Raw genomic sequence first — 17,186 nt, 5'->3', positions numbered from 1 at the left:
GCCGCGCGCCGTGCCGGGCGGGACGGCTCCGGGGCACCCGCCCGGCGGTGCGGCCCGTCCTGCCAGCCCAGCCCTGTTCCGCCCCGTTCGGCCCCTGCCCCGTCCGGCCCCGCCGATCCCACGGCGACCGGCCCCGCTGCGGGCCCGGGTCAGAGGCCCTCCGCGCCGAGGAACGCGCGCACCTCCGCCAGGAACCGGTCGTGGCACTCCACCTGCGCCCAGTGCCCGCAGTCCGGCACCGTGACCAGCCGCGCCCGCGGCATCAGCCGGGCGGCCCGCCGGGAGCCGCGCGGGTCCACCAGGGGGTCGTCCTCCCCGTGGAAGAACAGGGCGGGCACCCCGATCCGGTGCACCCGGCCGCTCAGGTCGTTGAGCATCCCGCGCCGCCCCACGGTGGCCCGGTTGTACCCCAGGTGGCCCAGCTGCGACCCGGGCCTGCGGATCAGGCGGGTGAACTCCTCCACCACCGGCGCCGGGATCGCCGCCGGGTTCCGGACCACGGCCCGCACGGACATCTCGGGGAAATACCGGTCGACCGCGCGCAGCACGGGCAGCACCAGAGGGTCGGGGGTGTGCACCGCCGCCCAGGCGCCCGCCTGCGTGAACCGGTCGCGCAGCCGCGGCACCAGCCCGGCGGAGGCGACCAGGACCAGCCCGGCGACCCGCCCGGGCTGCTCCAGGGCCAGGTTGAGCGCGATGTCCCCGCCCATGGACACCCCGGCCACGACCGCCCGCTCCACCCCCAGCGCGCCCATCGCCTCGTCCACGACCGCCGCCAGCTCCCGCGGCCCGCCCACCGGCCCGGCCTCCAGGCTGCCGCCCCACCCGGGCAGGTCCAGCGCCCACACCCGGCGGTCGGCGGACAGCGGCTCCAGCAGCCGGTACCAGGAGACCGCCGCGCCGTCCGGGCCGCTGCCGTGCAGCAGGACCAGGGGCGCAGGTCCGGGCCGCGCGCCGCCGGCCCGCAGCACCCGCAGGCGCCCGACCCCGACGTCCACGTACTCTTCCCGCGCCCCGGGCGGTACGAGGTGGTCCATGGCGGCTCCCTTCCGTCCGCCGCCCACCCTACGCACGCCGGCCCCCGGACGGCCGGAGGATTCCCGTACCGCCGGGCCCTCCCGTCGCCCGGACCCCGTTGCGCGGGCGCCCCCGGGGACACGAGAATGCCGGTGTCGCACGGTAACGGAGGCCACGCACACCATGACCGACCCCTCATCCGACGAACACCCGCCCCCCATCGACACCACGGCGGCCCACTCCGCCCGGGTCTGGAACTACTGGCTCGGCGGCAAGGACAACTACCCCGTGGACCGCGAGGTCGGCGACTACGTGCTCGCCGCCTACCCGGAGATGGTCGAGGCCGCCCGCGCCGACCGGGGCTTCCTCATCCGAGCGGTCACCCACATGGCCCGCGAGGAGGGCGTCCGCCAGTTCCTCGACGTCGGCACCGGCCTGCCCACCCACAACAACACCCACGAGGTCGCCCGGCGGGTGGACCCCGGCGCCGCCGTGGTCTACGTCGACAACGACCCCATGGTCCTGGCCCACGCCCGGGCGCTGCTCACCGGCGGCGCGGGCGACGTCCACTACGTCGACGCCGACCTGCGCGAACCGGACAAGGTGCTGGCCGCCGCCCGCGACCACCTGGACTTCACCCGCCCCATCGGCCTGACGGTCCTGGGCACCATGGGGCACACCGAGGACACCGCCGAGGCCTACGCCCTCACCCGCGCCTACATCGACGCCCTGCCCCCGGGGAGCTTCTTCGCCCTGTGCGACGGCACCGACACCAGCGAACCGATGGTGGAGGCGGCCCGCCGGTGGAACGACACCGCCGCGCTGCCCTACCACCTGCGCACCCCGCAGGAGATCGCCGGGTTCTTCGCGGGGCTCGAACTCGTGGAACCGGGTGTGGTCTCGGCGTCCCTGTGGCGGCCGGACGGGACCGAGGTGGGCGACCCCGCCCACGTGGACCAGTACTGCGGGCTGGCCCGCAAGCCCTGACCCCCGGCCGGCGGCGGCCTGTGGCCGACGGGTTCCGGCCCCCGGCTGCCGGTGGCCCCGGCCCGCGGTCCCCGGCCGGCGGGCTCCAGCCCTCCGGGACCGGCGGCGGGCGGCGGCCCGGACGGACGCGCGCAGGCGGTCCCGGGCCCCGCCCCCGAGGCCCCGCGACCCGCCCCGGAACCGGTCCCGTCACCGGCCCCTCGCCCTCCGCCACCCCCGCCACCGGCACTCGTGACACAGCGGTGACGGCCCGTTCAGCAGGGGTATCCCCCCGGGTCACCCCGGTCGGGCACGATGTTCGCCTTCCCCCGCACACCGTGAAAGCGAGCACCCGTGCCCTCTCCCACCTCCCCCGAGGGGACCGGCCCGGCCCGGCCCGTCCAGGTCGGCACCGGCGGGCACCGGCCCGGCATCGAGGGCCTGCGCGCCGTGGCCGTGCTCCTGGTCGCCGCCTACCACATCTGGTTCGGCCGGGTCTCCGGCGGCGTCGACGTGTTCCTCATGCTCACGGGCCTGCTCGTCACCGCCTCCCTGCTGCGCGCCGCCACCGGCCCGGGCATCCGCTACGGCGCGTTCCTCGCCCGGCTGGCGGCCCGCCTGCTGCCGCCCGCGGCCCTGGTCGTCCTGTTCACCCTGGCCGGGACCTGGCTGTTCCTGCCCCGGTCGCAGTGGAGCGAGGCGCCCGGGGGAGCGGTCGCCGCCCTGCTCGGCCACACCAACTGGCGCCTGGCCCTGGACTCGGTGGACTACCTGGCCCGCACCGGCGTCCCCGACCCCTTCCAGCACTTCTGGTCGCTGTCGGTGCAGTGGCAGTTCTACCTGCTGTGGCCCGCCCTCATCGCGGGAGCGGTGCTGCTCGCCCGGCGCGGGGGGCGCGACCCGCGCCGGCCGCTGTTCTGGGCGCTGGCGGCGGTGTTCGCGCTCTCCCTGGCCTACTCGGTGGTGACGACCCGCACCGACCAGCCGTGGGCGTACTTCGACACCGGGGCCCGGCTGTGGGAGCTCGCGCTCGGCGGGCTGGTGGCCCTGCTGCTGCCGGCCCTGCGACCCAGGCGCACCGCCCGGCTGCTCCTGGGCTGGGGCGGGCTGGCGGCGCTGGTGCTGTGCGGGGCGCTGCTCCAGGTGTCCACGGCGTTCCCGGGCTTCGCCGCGCTGTGGCCCACCCTGGCGGCCGCGGCCGTCATCGCTGCGGGGGCGCCCGCAGGCGAGGCCGTCGGCGTCGACCGGGTGCTGTCCTCCCGGCCGCTGCGCTACCTCGGCTCCATCTCCTATGCCCTGTACCTGTGGCACTGGCCGATCCTGGTCTTCTACCTGGCCGCCACCGACCGCGACCTGGCCACCCCGCAGGGCGGGGCGGTCATCCTGGCGGTGTCGCTGCTGGCCACCGCCGCGACCACCCCGCTTGCCGACCGGCTCGCCGGGCTCGGGCGCGGGGCGGGCCGCCGGGCGGTGCTGCGCGGCACCGCCGTCGCACTGGCCTGCCTCCTCCCGGCCCTGGGCGCGGCGGGCGCCTGGGCGCAGGCCCAGGAGGCCGAACGCGCCCGCTGGGACGCCCTGCTCGCCGACGGCGGCGGCTACCCGGGCGCCGCCGCCACCGACGGCGGCGCGGCGGCACCGGACCTGCCGGTCTACCCGCCGGTGTCCCTGGCCGCCGAGGACGCCCCGGTCACCTACGCCGACGGGTGCAACCAGACCACCATGGACTCCGAGGTCATCGTCTGCGACTACGGGCCCGACCACGCCGAGCGCACCGTCGCCCTCGTGGGCGGCTCGCACGCCGCGCACTGGTTCCCGGCCCTGGAGGCCATCGCCGTCGAGAACGACTGGCGGCTGCTCAACATCGTCAAGGGCGCCTGCCTGTTCACCGACGCCCCACAGGTCTACAAGGGCGAGCCCTACACCTCCTGCGCCGAGTGGAACCGGGGGGTGATGGCGGAGCTGGAGCGGCTGCGGCCCGACACGGTCTTCACCACCGGCACCACCACCAGCCTGGACGCCTCCGCCGGGTTCGGCGAGGAGCAGATCGTGGACGGGTACGTGGAGCGCTGGCGCGAACTGGGGGAGTGGGGCATCGAGGTGGTCGCGGTGCGCGACACCCCCAGGTTCGGGTTCGACGTGCCCGGCTGCCTGGCCGAGGCGGACCCCGCCGACCCGGACGCCTGCACCACCGAACCGGAGCGGTCCCTGGCACCGGTCTCCCCGCTGGCGGAGGCCGCCCTGCCCGCGAACGTGACGGTGCTGGACCTGACCGACCTGTTCTGCGACGCGGACGTGTGCCGCCCGGTGATCGGCAACGTGCTCGTGTACTGGGACGGCAGCCACATCGGCTCCACCTTCATGCGCACCCTCGCCCCGGAGCTCGAACGCCGCTGGCTCCTCGCCGAACGCCGCTGACGACCACGGGACGACCGCCCGGCCGCGGATGAACACTCGCCGAACACCGGGGGACCGGTGTGGGTCCGAGGCCTCTGAAGGCTCGGAAACGCCCCTCTTTCTTTCCGGATCCCACGGGGCCCCAAACCTCTGATCCGCGACCGGACAAGGACATCTCGTTTTTCAGGTCGCCTTCTTCACCAAAGGTGCACCGTGTGCGCATTGGGACGCAGTTCTTGTGATCTGGGTCACTATTCCCCTGGGTGTCTCGGGTTGCTAATGTCCCGTTCCGTCTCAGGACGACCGCCACCGGTCGCGCCCGTATGGCGCGGCACCCCTGCTCGGTGATCCCCCTCGGTCCTGGGAGAGGAAGAACCTCGCCATGCCCCGCCGTGCTCGGGTGTGGGGTGCCGCCGTGCCGGCCCTCGCGCTCCTGCTCCCCGTCCTGTCCACCCCCGCCCACGCGGAGCAGGAACCGGCCGCCGACACCCCGGCCGTCTCCACCACCGGGCCGGCCGTTGAAGGCAGCCCCCCTGAGACACCTGTCGAGCTCTCGGACTCCCGCGGGGGCGCTTGTTCCTCCGACCCCGAGACCCCTCGGCTGATCAACGAGGCGTCGCCCACCCTCACCGCCTACGTCCGCGACCGCGACTCCACCTCGGCCAGCCGACAGAAGGTCAAGACCGAATTCACCTGGTCCGTCGACGGTTCCCAGGTCGGCAGCGCGGAGAGCCCTTCCACCGACGTCGCGGCCTGGCCCTCGGGTTCCTTCCAGTCGGCCGATGCCTCCGGACTGCCCGAGAACGTGCTGATCGCCTATCGCGCGCGGGCCCACGACGGCACCTCGTGGTCGGACTGGTCCCCGGACTGCTACCTGAAGGTCAACACCTCGCGCCCCGACCAAGGCCCGGCGGTGGCCTCGACCGACTACCCGGACGACGGCATGGCGTACGGGGAGCCGGGACTGCCGGGCGAGTTCACCTTCGGCAACAACGGGGTGGACGCGGCCGAGGAGTACCACTACGGGTTCAACGACGACTCCTGCACCACCAAGGTCACCCCGTCGACCCCGGGCGGATCGGTCACGGTGACCCTCACGCCCGGGCAGGATGGGCCGAACTGGATCTACGCCCGCACGGTGGACGGCTTCGGGAACTCCTCCGACTGCGTGCTGGTGTACTCCTTCCTCGTCGCATCGCTCAGGCATCCGATCGTCCACCTCGCTTTCGACGAGGGACAGGGGGCCCACACCGCCGACATCATGGACCCCGACCACGGCGCCACGCTCTCGGAGGGCGTCGACTGGGTCCGCGGCCGCATCGGGACCACCGAGAACCCCAACACGAACCCGTCTCCGCGCATGACCGGCACGGCGGTGCACACCAGCGGCTACACCGACGGCGACCCCGGTCCCTACGACCGGATCGACGTGGACCACTCCTCTGTCGATACCTCCGGCACGTTCTCCGTCGGAGTCTGGGTCAAACTCGACCGAGCCCGCGCAGACCACATCGCGATGGCCCAGGAGGGCAGCGGGCAGAGCGCCTTCCGTCTCGGCTACGACGGCGACAGCGGCCGGTGGGCGTTCGAGATGTCTCCGGAGGACGAGCACTGGAACGGATCGCGCCCGTGGGCGTCGGCCGTCTCGTCCCAGGCCGCCGAAGTGGACGTGTGGACCCACCTGCTCGGCGTCCATGATTCCCGGACGGGCGAGTTCACCCTGTACGTCGACGGTGTCGAGCAGGGTCGAGCCACCCACACCGGGGAGTGGAACGCCACCGGGCCGCTGACCGTGGGCCGTGACCCGGGTCAGGGCGCGGGAGACCACTATTGGCCCGGGGTGATCGACGACGTCAAGGTCTGGGACCGCATCGTCCGCGACAGGCCCGTGTCCGACCGCGTATCCGAGGACAACGAGGTCTGGCACCTGGCCAACGCCCCGCTCGCCCCCGAAGGCCGCTGGCTGCTGGACGAGTACGACGGAACACAGGTGCTCGATTCCACCGACCATGGCTTGGACGCCGCTTTGCAGGGTGATCCGCTCACCGCCTGGAACCATGCGGAGAACCAGGTCACGGGTTCGCCCGGTGTCCGGTTCAACGGCGAGGACGAGTACATCGAAACCCTTGGTCCGGTCCTGCGCACCGACCGCAGCTTCAGTATCGCCGCCTGGGTGCGCCTGGATGAATCCGAGTTGGACACGGACGCCGTCGCCGTCAGCCAATCCGGGGAACACCGGAGCGCGTTCCAACTGGGCTATGAAAGTTCCAATGGCACCTGGGTGTTCCGGTTCTCGTCCGACGACGAACCCGTGACCGGGGCCGAGGTGTGGAGCGGTGTTCATTCGACCTCTCCGGCCCGACCGGGGGAGTGGACCCACCTGGCCGGCGTCTACGACTACACGCGCAAGGAGATGGTCTTGTACGTCGACGGCTTCATGGCGGCCCGGGCGAGTGTGGACCACGCCTGGCACGCCGAAGGCGGTCTGCTCATCGGTGCGGCGCGGATCCAGGGTGCGAACGGCCGTTATTGGCCCGGCGATATCGACGACGTCCATGCCTACCAGGGTGCTCTCGGGTACTTCGGTATGATCACGGTTCGCAACGGCTTGTTCCCCAATATTCGCGGCTGAGTTCTCGTCGTCTGGCTCTCGCCCCGTGGGCGTTCCCTGAATCATCCGAAGGGATCGCCCGGGGGGCGCTTTCGGTTCCCAGCGATCCTGGTTCGGTGTATCTCCCTCAAGTGGGTTTCTTGTGTCCTCCGGGGCATGGGGTGAAAAGGGCGGTTCAGCTCAAGGGCGGAATTCTGCTGCTTTTACTGTTTTGGATGCTTCTCTAGTGGTGGAATTCAATGGCGTGGCCGTCGGGGGTGGGGAAACGGCTTCTCCGGAAGGGGTCTCCGCTGGTCAGGGGATAGTCTGGTCGGGGTCGAGCCGTTTCCAGAGTGCTGTCGCGGAACGGTTTCGAATGCGCGAAGAGTGCTTTTCGGGGAAAAGGGGAGATCATGGCCGGGGTCGAGGAGAAGAGCCGGATGGAGAAGCGCTTCGAGCTCTGGGACCGGGAGGGGAAGGGGTACGTCGAGCGCTCCGACGTCGAGGCCGGGGCCGTGCGCTTCGCGCAGGCGCTCGGTGAGCAGGGCTCGACGAAGGAGCAAGCGCTCATCGACGCCTACATGGGCATGTGGGACTCCCTGTCCCGGGCCGCGGGCACGGACCGGGTCGGGAAGGACGTCTTCCTGCGGCTCTCCGAGACAGCGGTCATCGGTCAGGGCGACGGCGGGTTCGACCGGGTGCTGCGCCCGGTGGTCGAGGCGCTCGCGGACCTGCTGGACACCGACGGCGACGGGCGGGTCGGCGAGCGGGAGTTCGTGCGATGGGCCGGCGTCATGGGGGTGCGCGGCCCCGACTCCGCCAGGGCGTTCGAGCACCTGGACGGGGACGGCGACGGGACCCTCTCACGCGAGGAGTTCACCGTCGCGGTCCGGGACTACCTGTTCGGCAGGCACGACGCCCCGCTGTTCGGCGCCCGCTGACCGGCGGCGCCGTCACCACGGCGGGTCGCCGGCCGACCCGGGCGGCCTCGGGGTGCGGACCAGGGCGCCGGTCCGGGCCGCGGCCTCCAGGAGCACCGGGTCGGCCGGGAGGATCATCGGGGACCAGGCCGGGGCGTCCGGCCAGGCCCGGGCCAGGGCGGCGGCGGTGACGCGGTGGAAGTCGTCCAGGACGGCGGACGCCTCCTCCCGCGCGTCCCACCGCCGCTCCGCCCAGCACCACAGCAGCACCGTGGCGGCGGTCCACCGGCCCACGCCTCGCCGCCTGGCCGGTCCGGTCAGGTCGGACCGCGCGTGCGGCGGCGGCAGGAGGACCTCGGCCCGGCCCTGGTAGACCTCCCCGGCCGCGGCCCGTTCCAGGACGGTGGCCGCCTCCGCGAGGAGCCCGGCGAGGGCCTCGGGGCGGCTGCCCGCGGGGACGGCCGCCGTCAGTGACACCGGCACCCTCGCCCACACCGGTGCGGCCTGGTCGGAAACGGACATGATCCTCCTCGTGCTCCTCGTTCGTCGGGCGGCCCCCTTCCCCCGCCGAAGTAGCGGGGGAAGGGGGCCTCGGTCCGGCGCGCCCCGGGGCCGCGCGGTCCCGGGGCGCGCTCCCGTCAGCCTCGGTGGCCGGGGAACAGGTCCTGGAGGACGCGGGCCGCCTCGGCGAAGGTCGGGGCGGCGTTCAGCCGGTCGCGCGGGACCGGCGCGCCCAGCCGGGCCGAGAGGCGGGAGCGGATCTCCACCGCGGTGATGGAGTCCACCCCGGCCTCCGCGAACTCCATGTCGGGCTCCAGGTCCCGGAGGTCGTCGTGGCCGAGCACGGCGGCCGTGCACTCCATGACGACGTCCAGCAGCAGCCGCTCCCGCTCGGCGGCGGGCAGCGCGGCCAGCCGCGCCTTCAACGGCCGTGTGTCGGCGGTCATCCGGCGCCCCCCGCTTCCCGGGCCCCGGCGCCCGCGGACGCCCCGGCCCCGGCCCGGGTCCCAGCCCCGGACCCGACCCCTGTGCCGGCCTCGCCCGCGCCCCCTATCGGGCGCTCCGCCCGCGGCCCGTCGGTCTCCTCCAGCCAGGACAGCAGCTCCGCGGCGAACCCCTCCGGCGCGTCGAGGTGGAGCATGTGCCCCGTCCCCGCGACGGTGCGGACGTCGAAACCGCGCGCCCGGCCGTCGTCCCCGTCGATCTCCGGGACGAGCCCGCGCCGCTCGGCCAGCAGGATGAGGGACGGCACCGCGGTCGACTCCGGGAGCGCGGGCATGTCGAAGGCGTGCAGGTCCACCATGGTCCGCGGGTCCCAGAGGGCGCGGGCGCGCGCCTCCGCCTCGACCTCGGCGCGGGACCACCCGGGGTTGCGCTCGGCGATCTCCTCCGGGGTCACGCCCACCAGCCGGGCCGCCGACCGGGGGTCGGGGAGGTCGGTGACCGCCCGGATGCCCCAGTACGGTTCGGCGTAGACCAGCCGCGCCGGGCGCAGGCCGTCGGCCGCGAGCCCGAGGAGGGCCGCGCCCAGCGAGTGCCCCAGCGCGAGGTCGGCCCCCGCGGGCAGCGTCTCCACCAGGTCGTCGGCGAGCGCCCGCGGACTGTAGTAGCCGCGCGGGCTCGCGCCGTGTCCGCGCAGGTCGGGGGCGACGACCCGGTAGCCCCGGTCGGCGAGCACGCCGGCCGTGCGCTCCCAGGTGCCGGAGTCGCAGGCGAACCCGTGCACCAGCAGCGCGGTCCGTTCGCCCTCGCCCCACGTGCGGGTTTCGAGCCTCACTTCGCCTCCTCCTTCGTGTTCCGCAGCCGGGCCACCACGCGCCCGGCCAGTTCGGTGACGGACGGCCCGGACACGATCTCCACGAGGGCCAGGTCGCAGCCGAACTCCTTGCGGATCGCCCCCAGGAGCTCGGTCGCCATGATCGAGTCGAACCCCAGGTGGTCGAGGGTGCGGTCGCGGTCGACCCGCTCCGGGGGCGCGCCCACCACACGGGCCACCACTCCGGCGAGCATCTCCGCGGCCACCGCCTCGGCCTCCTCCGGCGGCGCCTCCGCCAGTCGGCGCCGGGCCTTCTCCAGGGCGGTGGCGTCGCACCCGGAGGACTCCGGGACCAGGCTCCGCAGCCGCGGCCTCTGCATGACGTAGGGCCGGATCTCGGCGATCCGGGCCCAGTCGATGTTCAGTACCGCGGCCACCTCGGCGTCGCGGCCCAGGAGCTCCTCCAGGGCGGCGAACGCCCGGTCGGCGGAGATCAGGCCCATGCCGAGCCGGACCACGGTGCGGGCGACGCCCTCCTCGGCCAGGGCGCCCACGTCGCGGATGCTGCCCCACTGCACGGCGATGCCGGGCAGGCCGGCCCGCCGCCGGGAGCGGACCACCGCCTCCGCGGTGGCGTTGGCCGCCGCGTAGCCCGCCTGGTGCAGGTTGCCGATGGCCGAGGTCACCGATGAGTAGACCGCGAACAGGTCGAGGTCCATGCCGCGGGTGGCCCGGTCCAGGACGTGCGCGCCGCCCAGCTTGGGCGCCAGCACGGCCCGGATCCGCTCGTCGTCGGTGTCCTCGAACGGCTCGTCGTGCAGCACCATCGCGGCGTGCACCACACCGCGCAGCGGACGGCCCTCCTCGGCGAACCCGGCGATCAGCGACCGGACGCCCGCGGCGTCGGTCGCGTCCAGCGCGTGCACGGAGGCCTGCGCGCCGAGCTCCTCCAGGTCCCGCAGGAGCGCGGGGACCTCCGGGGCGGCACCGCCGCGCCGGCTCGTCAGCGCCAGGTGCCGGGCGCCGCGCCGGGCCATCCACCGGGCGGTGGCCGCGCCGAACCCGCTCGTCCCACCGGTGATCAGGTAGGTGCCCGCGGGGTCGAAGGCGGCCGGGCGGGGCGGGACGACCGCGGCGGGTGTCCGCTCCAGGGACACCACCGCGCACCCGGCGGTGGCCGGGGCGCGCGGCGCGCGGAAGGCCTCTCCAGCGCCCTCCGGCTCGTGCAGCTCCAGCGGGAGCGGGCGGTAGGCGCCGGCCTCGACGTGTTCGGCGGCGCGGGCGAAGCACGCGGCCGCGGCGGCGGGGCGCTCGGCCGCCATGCGCGCGGTGTCGACCGAGGCGAGCAGCAGGTCGCCGTGGAGCGGCGGCAGCGGGGACGGCAGGGCGGGGCCGTCGGCCGCCTGGACGAACCGGCCGCCCGGCGGCAGCAGTTCCAGCGCGAGGGCCGCGGCGGCGCCGGTGGCCGTGTTGTAGACCACGTCGGGGCCGCGCCCGCCGGTCAGCGCGGACACCTTGCGGGCCAGGGCGGGGTCGCCGGTGTCGAGCACGTCCGCCACCCCCAGCATGCCCAGCAGGTCGCGGCCGTTGGGGTGCTCGGCGGTGGCGATGACGCGGGCCCCGACCTCGCGGGCGTGGGCGACCGCGGCGGCCGCGGTCCCCCCGCCCAGGCCGTGCACGAGCAGCGTCTCGCCCTCCCCCAGGCCCGCCAGGTGCTCCAGGCCGTGCTGCACGGCCAGGTAGGCGGGCAGGGTGGCGGCCTCGGTGAACCGCGTCCTGTCGGGGATCCGCCCGACCATGTCGGCGCGGGCGCACACCCGGGTCGCGCCGGCCCCCGGGGTGAAGGCGTAGACCCGGTCGCCCGGCGCGAGGCCGTCGACGCGGCCGCCGACCGCCTTCACCACCCCGGCGCAGGCGTACCCCGCGGAGTGGCCTCCGCCGGCCGCGGGGCGCGCCGGGGCCTCGCCCAGTGCTTCCGCGGCGTCCCGGCCGGTCACCGCCACCGCCCGTACGTCGATGAGGACCTCGTCCGCGGCCGGTTCGGGGGCGGCGGTGCGCACCCACTCCAGCCGGGAGGAGGGGCCGGGGTCGGTGAGCCGCAGGCGGCACACCTCACCGGGCCCGGATTCGCCCGTGGCCGGGGGGAGCGGGGCGAGGCGGGGCACGAACCGGCCCTGCCCGTTCAGCACCACCTCGTCCTCGCTGTCGGGGTCCGCCAGCTCGGCGGCCAGCGCCGCGGTGTCGGCGCCGGGGTCGCCGGTCCGGAGCAGGGAGACGTGCCGCAGGTCCAGCCACGGCCGCTCCCCGTCCAGGACGCGGGCCACGCCCCAGGTGGCCGCGTCCTCCGGTGCCCCGCAGGGCTCCGGGGCGGGAAGCACCCCGCAGGGGCGGGTCACCGCCCACACCCGGGGCGGGGTGTCGCGTTCCTCGAGGGCGTCGACCAGGGCGCGGAGCGCGGCGACGCGCTCCACCGCGGCGCCCACACCGCCGTCCGGGTCCTGCGGCCGGTCGCCCAGGAACAGCACGACCTCGGAGGGGGCGTCCCGCTCCAGGGCCCGGGCCCATCCCGCGGCGCACCGGGGCAGGCCGGTCCGCGCGGCGTCGCCCCCGCCCTCGACGATCCGCTCCCGCAGCGCCCGGGCGTGCTCCCCGGCGCCGTCCTCGGCGGCGATGAGCACCCGGGCGCCACTGAAGCCGGGCACGGGGTCCCGCGGCGCGGGAGAGCGGTCGGAGCGCCGGGTCAGGAGCACCGACGACCGCTCGTCGGCGTCGCTGAGCCGGGTGGTCTCCTCGAACCCGGACGACTCCAGCAGGTCCGTCCACTGCCGGGCGGTCAGCAACGGGGAGTCGGTGCGCAGGTCGGTGTCGGTGTAGGCCCAGAAACCGTCCAGCAGCCCGAACGCCAGCGCCAGCTGCCCGGCGTCGTGGTGCTCCACGGCCAGGAGCCGGCCGCCGTCGGCGAGCACCTCCGACAGCCGTCCCAGCACCGCCCGCAGGTCGGAGGTGGCGTGCAGCACGTTGGCGGCCACCACCAGGTCGAACCCGCCCTCGTCGAGCCCCTGCTCCGTGGCCGGGACCTCCAGGTCGAGGGTGCGGCACTCGACGAAGCCGTGGTCGGCGAACCGCCGCACGGCCCTGGACACCAGGGAGGGGGACAGGTCGGTGAAGACGTACCGGGTGCGTTCGGCGGGCAGGAGCGGCAGCAGCGCGGCGGCGGTGGCCCCGGTGCCGCCGCCGACCTCCAGGACGCGCAGCGGGCGGTCGGCGGGCCAGCGCTCGACCAGCGCCGCGACCGCGGCGGCGGCGTACCGGTTGGCCGCGCGCGAGAAGGGCAGCGACTCGTAGATGTACCGGGCCAGGCGCGCGCCGGAGTCGGAGAAGACGAGCTCGACCGGGTCGAGCTCCCCGCGCAGCGCCTCGGCCAGGCGCCACCCGCAGCGCTCGTAGAGCACCAGTGCCGGCGCGGCCTCGGGCAGGGCCCAGGAGGCCTCCTCCATGGCGCGCTCGGGGTCGACGGGCCCGCACACCCGCCAGCGGGGTGCGCCGCCGTCCGCGGAGACGTCCTCCAACAGTCCTTCGGCCTGGGCGACCGAGGCGAGGATCCCCAGGAGCCGGTCGTAGTGCGGGCGCACGCCCGCGGCGACCAGGTCGGCGGTGCCGAAGGTCTCGGCGCCCGCCGCCAGCTCGGCCAGGGCCCGGGCGGCGTGGTGCGCGGTCAGGGTCAGGGCGGCGGCGTCGGAGGCGAGGCCGCGGGAGCCGGCCCACTCCCGTTCGGCCTCCCCGATCCCGGGCGCCGCGGCCTCCGCCAGCTCCCGGGGGCCAGGCAGGGCGGCGGGTGGTGGGGACACCTTGGGGGCCGCGCGCATCCGGGTGGCGTAGAGGACCGGGCGGGAGGACCCGGCGCGGAACCGCCGGCCGCGGTACCCCTCGATCTCGACGGAGACCGTCCCGTCCCCGTCGGTGATGAGCAGGTCGCAGACGATCTCGTCGTCGGTCGCCTCGCGCAGCCGGGCGTGGACGAGGCCGGAGGCCGCGGGACGGCGCCAGCGGCGCACCGCCCCGATGGCGGCGGGCAGGAACGCGTCCCCGCCGGGGTCCGTGCCGCACAGGGCCGCCGTGGTCTGGAGGGCGGCGTCCATCAGGACCGGGGAGACCTCGAAGTCCTCCGCGTCGGCGACCTCGTAGTCGGCCAGCACCTCGCCGTCGGCCGCGTGCAGGCGGCGCAGCGGGCGGAAGGCGGGTCCGTACCCGATCCCCGCCTCCGCCATCCGGGCGTAGTGGCCGTCGGCGCCCAGGTCCGGGCCGCACCGGGAGCGCACGCGCCCGGCGTCCAGCGGGGGCGGCGCCTCACCGGCCGGCGGCCGGACCCGCGCCCGGGCGTGCGTCCGCCAGTCGCCGCCGGTCCGGGCGGCGATGCGCACCGTTCCGGCGCCGTCCGGGACCGAGACCTGGGTGCGCACGTCCATCTCCGGGTCCTCCCAGGGCAGGGGGAGGACCCGGAGGATGTCCAGGGAGACGACCTCGACGGGGCCCGAGAGCGCCCGGCGCCCCGCGGCCAGCGCCATCTCGGCGAAGGCGGCCGCGGGCATCACCACCGCGCCGCCCACCCGGTGGTCGGCCAGCCACGGCAGGCGCGCGGGCTCGACCTCGCCGGACCAGGCCGCGTCGGGGCCGGGGACGCGCTGGCCGAGCAGCGGGTGCTCGTAGGGGCCGCGGCCGGCGCCGGTGAGCGGCGCCCACCAGTCCGCGGACCCGTTCCAGTGCCGTTCGCGCTGCCAGGGGACGCCGGGCAGGTCGGCCACGCGCCCCTGTTCGGGGAAGAACCCGGCCAGGTCGGCCGCCCCCGCGGCGATGACCCGGCAGGCGGTGGAGTCGAGGGCGGCCCGTTCGTCCGTCGTCCCGTCCTCGGCGGGCCTGCGCAGCGTCGGCAGCACCGCGGTCCGGCCGCGGCCGGTTCCGGACGCCCGCCGCAGGTAGCCGCCCAGCACCGGGTGCGGCGCGACCTCCACGAACACGTCGCAGCCCTCCTCCGCCAGGGTTCGGACGGCCTGGGCGAACAGGACCGGCTCGCGGACGTTGCGCCACCAGTAGGCGGCGTCGGGCTCTCCGTCGAGCAGGCGGCACGCGGTGACGGAGGAGACCATCGGGGTGTGCGGGGTGCTCGGGGCCAGCCCCTCCAGCGCCCGCAGCAGGTCGGCCCGGACCGGGTCCATCATGCGGCTGTGGAAGGCGTAGTCGAGGTCCAGCTCGCGGTGGAAGACGCCGCGCAGCGCGAGCAGCTCGCCCAGTTCGCGCAGGGCCCCGGTCTCACCGGCGACGTTGACGTCGGTGTCGCCGTTGACACCGGCGATCTCCAGCCGGTCCCGGAACGGGGCGAGCTCCTTCTCCGCCTCCGCCGGGGACAGGCCCACCGCGGCCATCCTGCCCGTTCCGGCCGTCGTCCCCTGCGCCCGGCTCCGCTCCGCGATCACCCGGGCGGCGGAGTCCAGGTCCAGCGCCCCGCAGGCGTAGGCGGCGGCGACCTCGCCCGCGCTGTGCCCGACCACGGCCGCGGGGCGGACGCCCCGCTCGGCCAGCGCCGCGACCAGGCCGGCCTGGACCGCGAACAGGGCGGGCTGGGCGACCTCGGTGCGCGCCAGGGCGGACCGCTCCCGCGGGGCGCGCAGCTCGTCGACGACCGACCACCCCAGGTGGGGGCGGAGCGCGGCGTCGACGCGCTCCACCTCCTCCCGGAACACGGGCTCGGAGTCGAGCAGGCCGGCTCCCATGCCGGCCCACTGCGACCCGTTCCCGGAGAAGACGAAGGCCGCCCGTGCGCCGTCGGCGTCCGTCGTGTTCGCCCCCTCGGCGCCGTCGGCGCCCGGGGCCCCGTCCGCGACCGCCTCCAGCAGGTCGGCGGCCTCGGCCGGGCCCTGCGCCAGCACGGCGGCGCGGTGGCGAAGCCGTCCCCGCCGGACGGAGGCGGTGCGGGCCAGGTCGTAGAACTCCTCCGGGGCGGCCGAGCGCAGCCGGTCGGCGTGCGCCCGGGCCGCCTGCCGCAGCGCCTCCCCGGTGTGGCCGGACACCACGACCGGCAGCCTCGGCGCCGCGGACCGGACGGGGCTCCCCGGCCGGTCCGGTGCCGTGTGGGCGCCCAGGACCACGTGGGCGTTGGCGCCGCCCGCGCCGAAGGAGCTCACCCCCACCAGGGGGCGCCCCCCGCCGCCCAGGGGGAGCCTCTCCCGCACCGGCAGCAGCCCCAGCCCGTCGAAGTCGATCCCGGGGTTGAGGGTCCTCGAGTGCAGCGACGGCGGGATCTCCCGGTGGCGCAGGACCACGATCCCCTTGAGCAGGCCGGCCACTCCGGCGGCGGCCTCCAGGTGGCCGAGGTTGGACTTGACCGACCCCACCGGCAGCGGCCCGGCCGGACCGCGGTGCACGCCCAGGGCGCGCCCGAGCGCCGTGCACTCGACCACGTCGCCGACCCGCGTCCCGGTGCCGTGCGCCTCCAGGTAGGCGAGGTCCCGCGGCGACACCCCCGCGCCCGCGTACACCCCGCGCAGCAGCTCCTCCTGGGCCTCCTCGCCGGGGTGGGCCAGGCCGGGGGTGCGGCCGTCGCAGTTGATCCCGGTGCCCAGGACGACCGCGTGCACCCGGTCGCCGTCGGCGACCGCGTCGGACAGCCGCTTGAGCAGGAGCATCCCGCCGCCCTCGGCGCGGACGAACCCGTCGGCGTCGGCGGAGAAGGTCCGGCAGCGGCCGGTGGGCGAGAGCATCCGGGCCTTGGCGGCGATGACGTACTCGTAGGGGTCGAGCAGGAGGTTGACCCCGCCGGCCAGCGCCAGCCCGGTCCGCCCGGACAGCAGCTCCCCGCAGGCGTGGTGGAGCGCCACGAGGGAGGAGGAGCAGGCGGTGTCGGTCACCGTGCTGGGGCCGCGCAGGTCGAAGTGGTAGGAGACCCGGTTGGGCACCGCCGTCGCGCTGCTGCCCAGAGCGGTGGGCGCGTCGATCGACGCCGTGTCCCGGGACTGCAGGGAGCCGAAGGGGAGCGAGTAGACGCCGAGGTGGACCGCGGTGTCGGAGCCGTGCAGCCCGCGCGGGTCGACCCCGGCGTCGTCGAACGCCTCCACGGCCAGCTCCAGCGCCATCCGCTGGCGGGGGTCGATCCGCGCGGCCTCACGGGGGGAGATCCCGAAGAAGCCGGGGTCCCACTCCTCGATGCCGTCGACGATCCCGCCCGCGAAGGTGTAGCTCTTGCCGGGGCGGTCCGGATCGGCGGAGTGGAACCAGGCCTTGTCGAAGCGGTCGGCGGGGACCTCGGTCACCAGGTCGCGGCCGTCCCGGAGCGCTTCCCACAGGCCGTCCAGGCCGGTGATGCCGCCGGGGAGGCGGCAGGCGGCGCCGATCACGGCGACGGCGTCCTTCCCGGGGGTCGGAGTTCGGTTCATGCTGCCCTTTCGGTCGGGTTCGCCGGGGCGCTCGGGGCGGGCCCGCGGCAGGCCGGTCGTGGAAGGTCTCTGGTGCCGGTGGGAAGGAGGGCGGGGCGAGAGGCGGGGGCGCGCGG

At 75.7% G+C, this 17,186-nt stretch carries 9 protein-coding genes; 4 read left to right on the top strand and 5 right to left on the bottom strand.

The features are described from left to right. Nucleotides 1-149: 149 nt before the first annotated feature. Nucleotides 150-1,037 carry an alpha/beta fold hydrolase gene (locus K1J57_RS29615; RefSeq protein WP_220561984.1) on the bottom strand — a complete coding sequence of 296 codons (888 nt, stop codon included), beginning with the start codon at nucleotides 1,035-1,037 and terminating at the stop codon, nucleotides 150-152. Nucleotides 1,038-1,200: 163 nt separating this feature from the next. On the opposite strand from K1J57_RS29615, the gene K1J57_RS29610 reads away from it, so the two are divergent. The 4 genes from K1J57_RS29610 to K1J57_RS29595 all read left to right on the top strand — a co-directional run bounded on the left by K1J57_RS29610 (nucleotide 1,201) and on the right by K1J57_RS29595 (nucleotide 7,908). Beyond that, nucleotides 1,201-2,004 (top strand): SAM-dependent methyltransferase, encoded by an 804-nt coding sequence (locus tag K1J57_RS29610; RefSeq protein WP_220561983.1) that lies wholly within the window; start codon nucleotides 1,201-1,203, stop codon nucleotides 2,002-2,004. A gap of 333 nt (nucleotides 2,005-2,337) precedes the next feature. Next, the gene (locus tag K1J57_RS29605) at nucleotides 2,338-4,398 is read left to right on the top strand and encodes an acyltransferase family protein (protein WP_220561982.1); all 2,061 of its coding nucleotides are present in this window, start codon (nucleotides 2,338-2,340) and stop codon (nucleotides 4,396-4,398) included. A gap of 361 nt (nucleotides 4,399-4,759) precedes the next feature. Next, nucleotides 4,760-7,009, top strand: coding sequence for a LamG domain-containing protein (locus K1J57_RS29600; RefSeq protein WP_220561981.1), 2,250 nt, complete (start codon nucleotides 4,760-4,762; stop codon nucleotides 7,007-7,009). Between the two features lie 371 nt (nucleotides 7,010-7,380). After that, the gene (locus tag K1J57_RS29595) at nucleotides 7,381-7,908 is read left to right on the top strand and encodes an EF-hand domain-containing protein (RefSeq protein ID WP_220561980.1); all 528 of its coding nucleotides are present in this window, start codon (nucleotides 7,381-7,383) and stop codon (nucleotides 7,906-7,908) included. Between the two features lie 12 nt (nucleotides 7,909-7,920). On the opposite strand, the gene K1J57_RS29590 is transcribed toward K1J57_RS29595, so the two are convergent. From K1J57_RS29590 to K1J57_RS29575, 4 genes are all read right to left on the bottom strand, one after another. Further along, nucleotides 7,921-8,409 carry a hypothetical protein gene (locus K1J57_RS29590; protein ID WP_220561979.1) on the bottom strand — a complete coding sequence of 163 codons (489 nt, stop codon included), beginning with the start codon at nucleotides 8,407-8,409 and terminating at the stop codon, nucleotides 7,921-7,923. Between the two features lie 116 nt (nucleotides 8,410-8,525). Continuing rightward, nucleotides 8,526-8,834 carry an acyl carrier protein gene (locus K1J57_RS29585; protein WP_220561978.1) on the bottom strand — a complete coding sequence of 103 codons (309 nt, stop codon included), beginning with the start codon at nucleotides 8,832-8,834 and terminating at the stop codon, nucleotides 8,526-8,528. Next, on the bottom strand, nucleotides 8,831-9,664 hold the full coding sequence (locus K1J57_RS29580) for an alpha/beta fold hydrolase (protein WP_255646693.1): 834 nt from the start codon (nucleotides 9,662-9,664) through the stop codon (nucleotides 8,831-8,833). Before K1J57_RS29580 ends, K1J57_RS29585 begins: the two co-directional genes overlap by 4 nt. Then, nucleotides 9,661-17,070 (bottom strand): type I polyketide synthase, encoded by a 7,410-nt coding sequence (locus K1J57_RS29575; RefSeq protein ID WP_255646692.1) that lies wholly within the window; start codon nucleotides 17,068-17,070, stop codon nucleotides 9,661-9,663. The genes K1J57_RS29580 and K1J57_RS29575 overlap by 4 nt, the downstream gene beginning before the upstream one ends. Nucleotides 17,071-17,186: the final 116 nt, after the last annotated feature.

This window comes from Nocardiopsis sp. MT53 (genome assembly GCF_019598965.1).
Classification (GTDB): domain Bacteria; phylum Actinomycetota; class Actinomycetes; order Streptosporangiales; family Streptosporangiaceae; genus Nocardiopsis; species Nocardiopsis changdeensis.
This window is presented reverse-complemented; position numbering and strand designations above follow the sequence as displayed.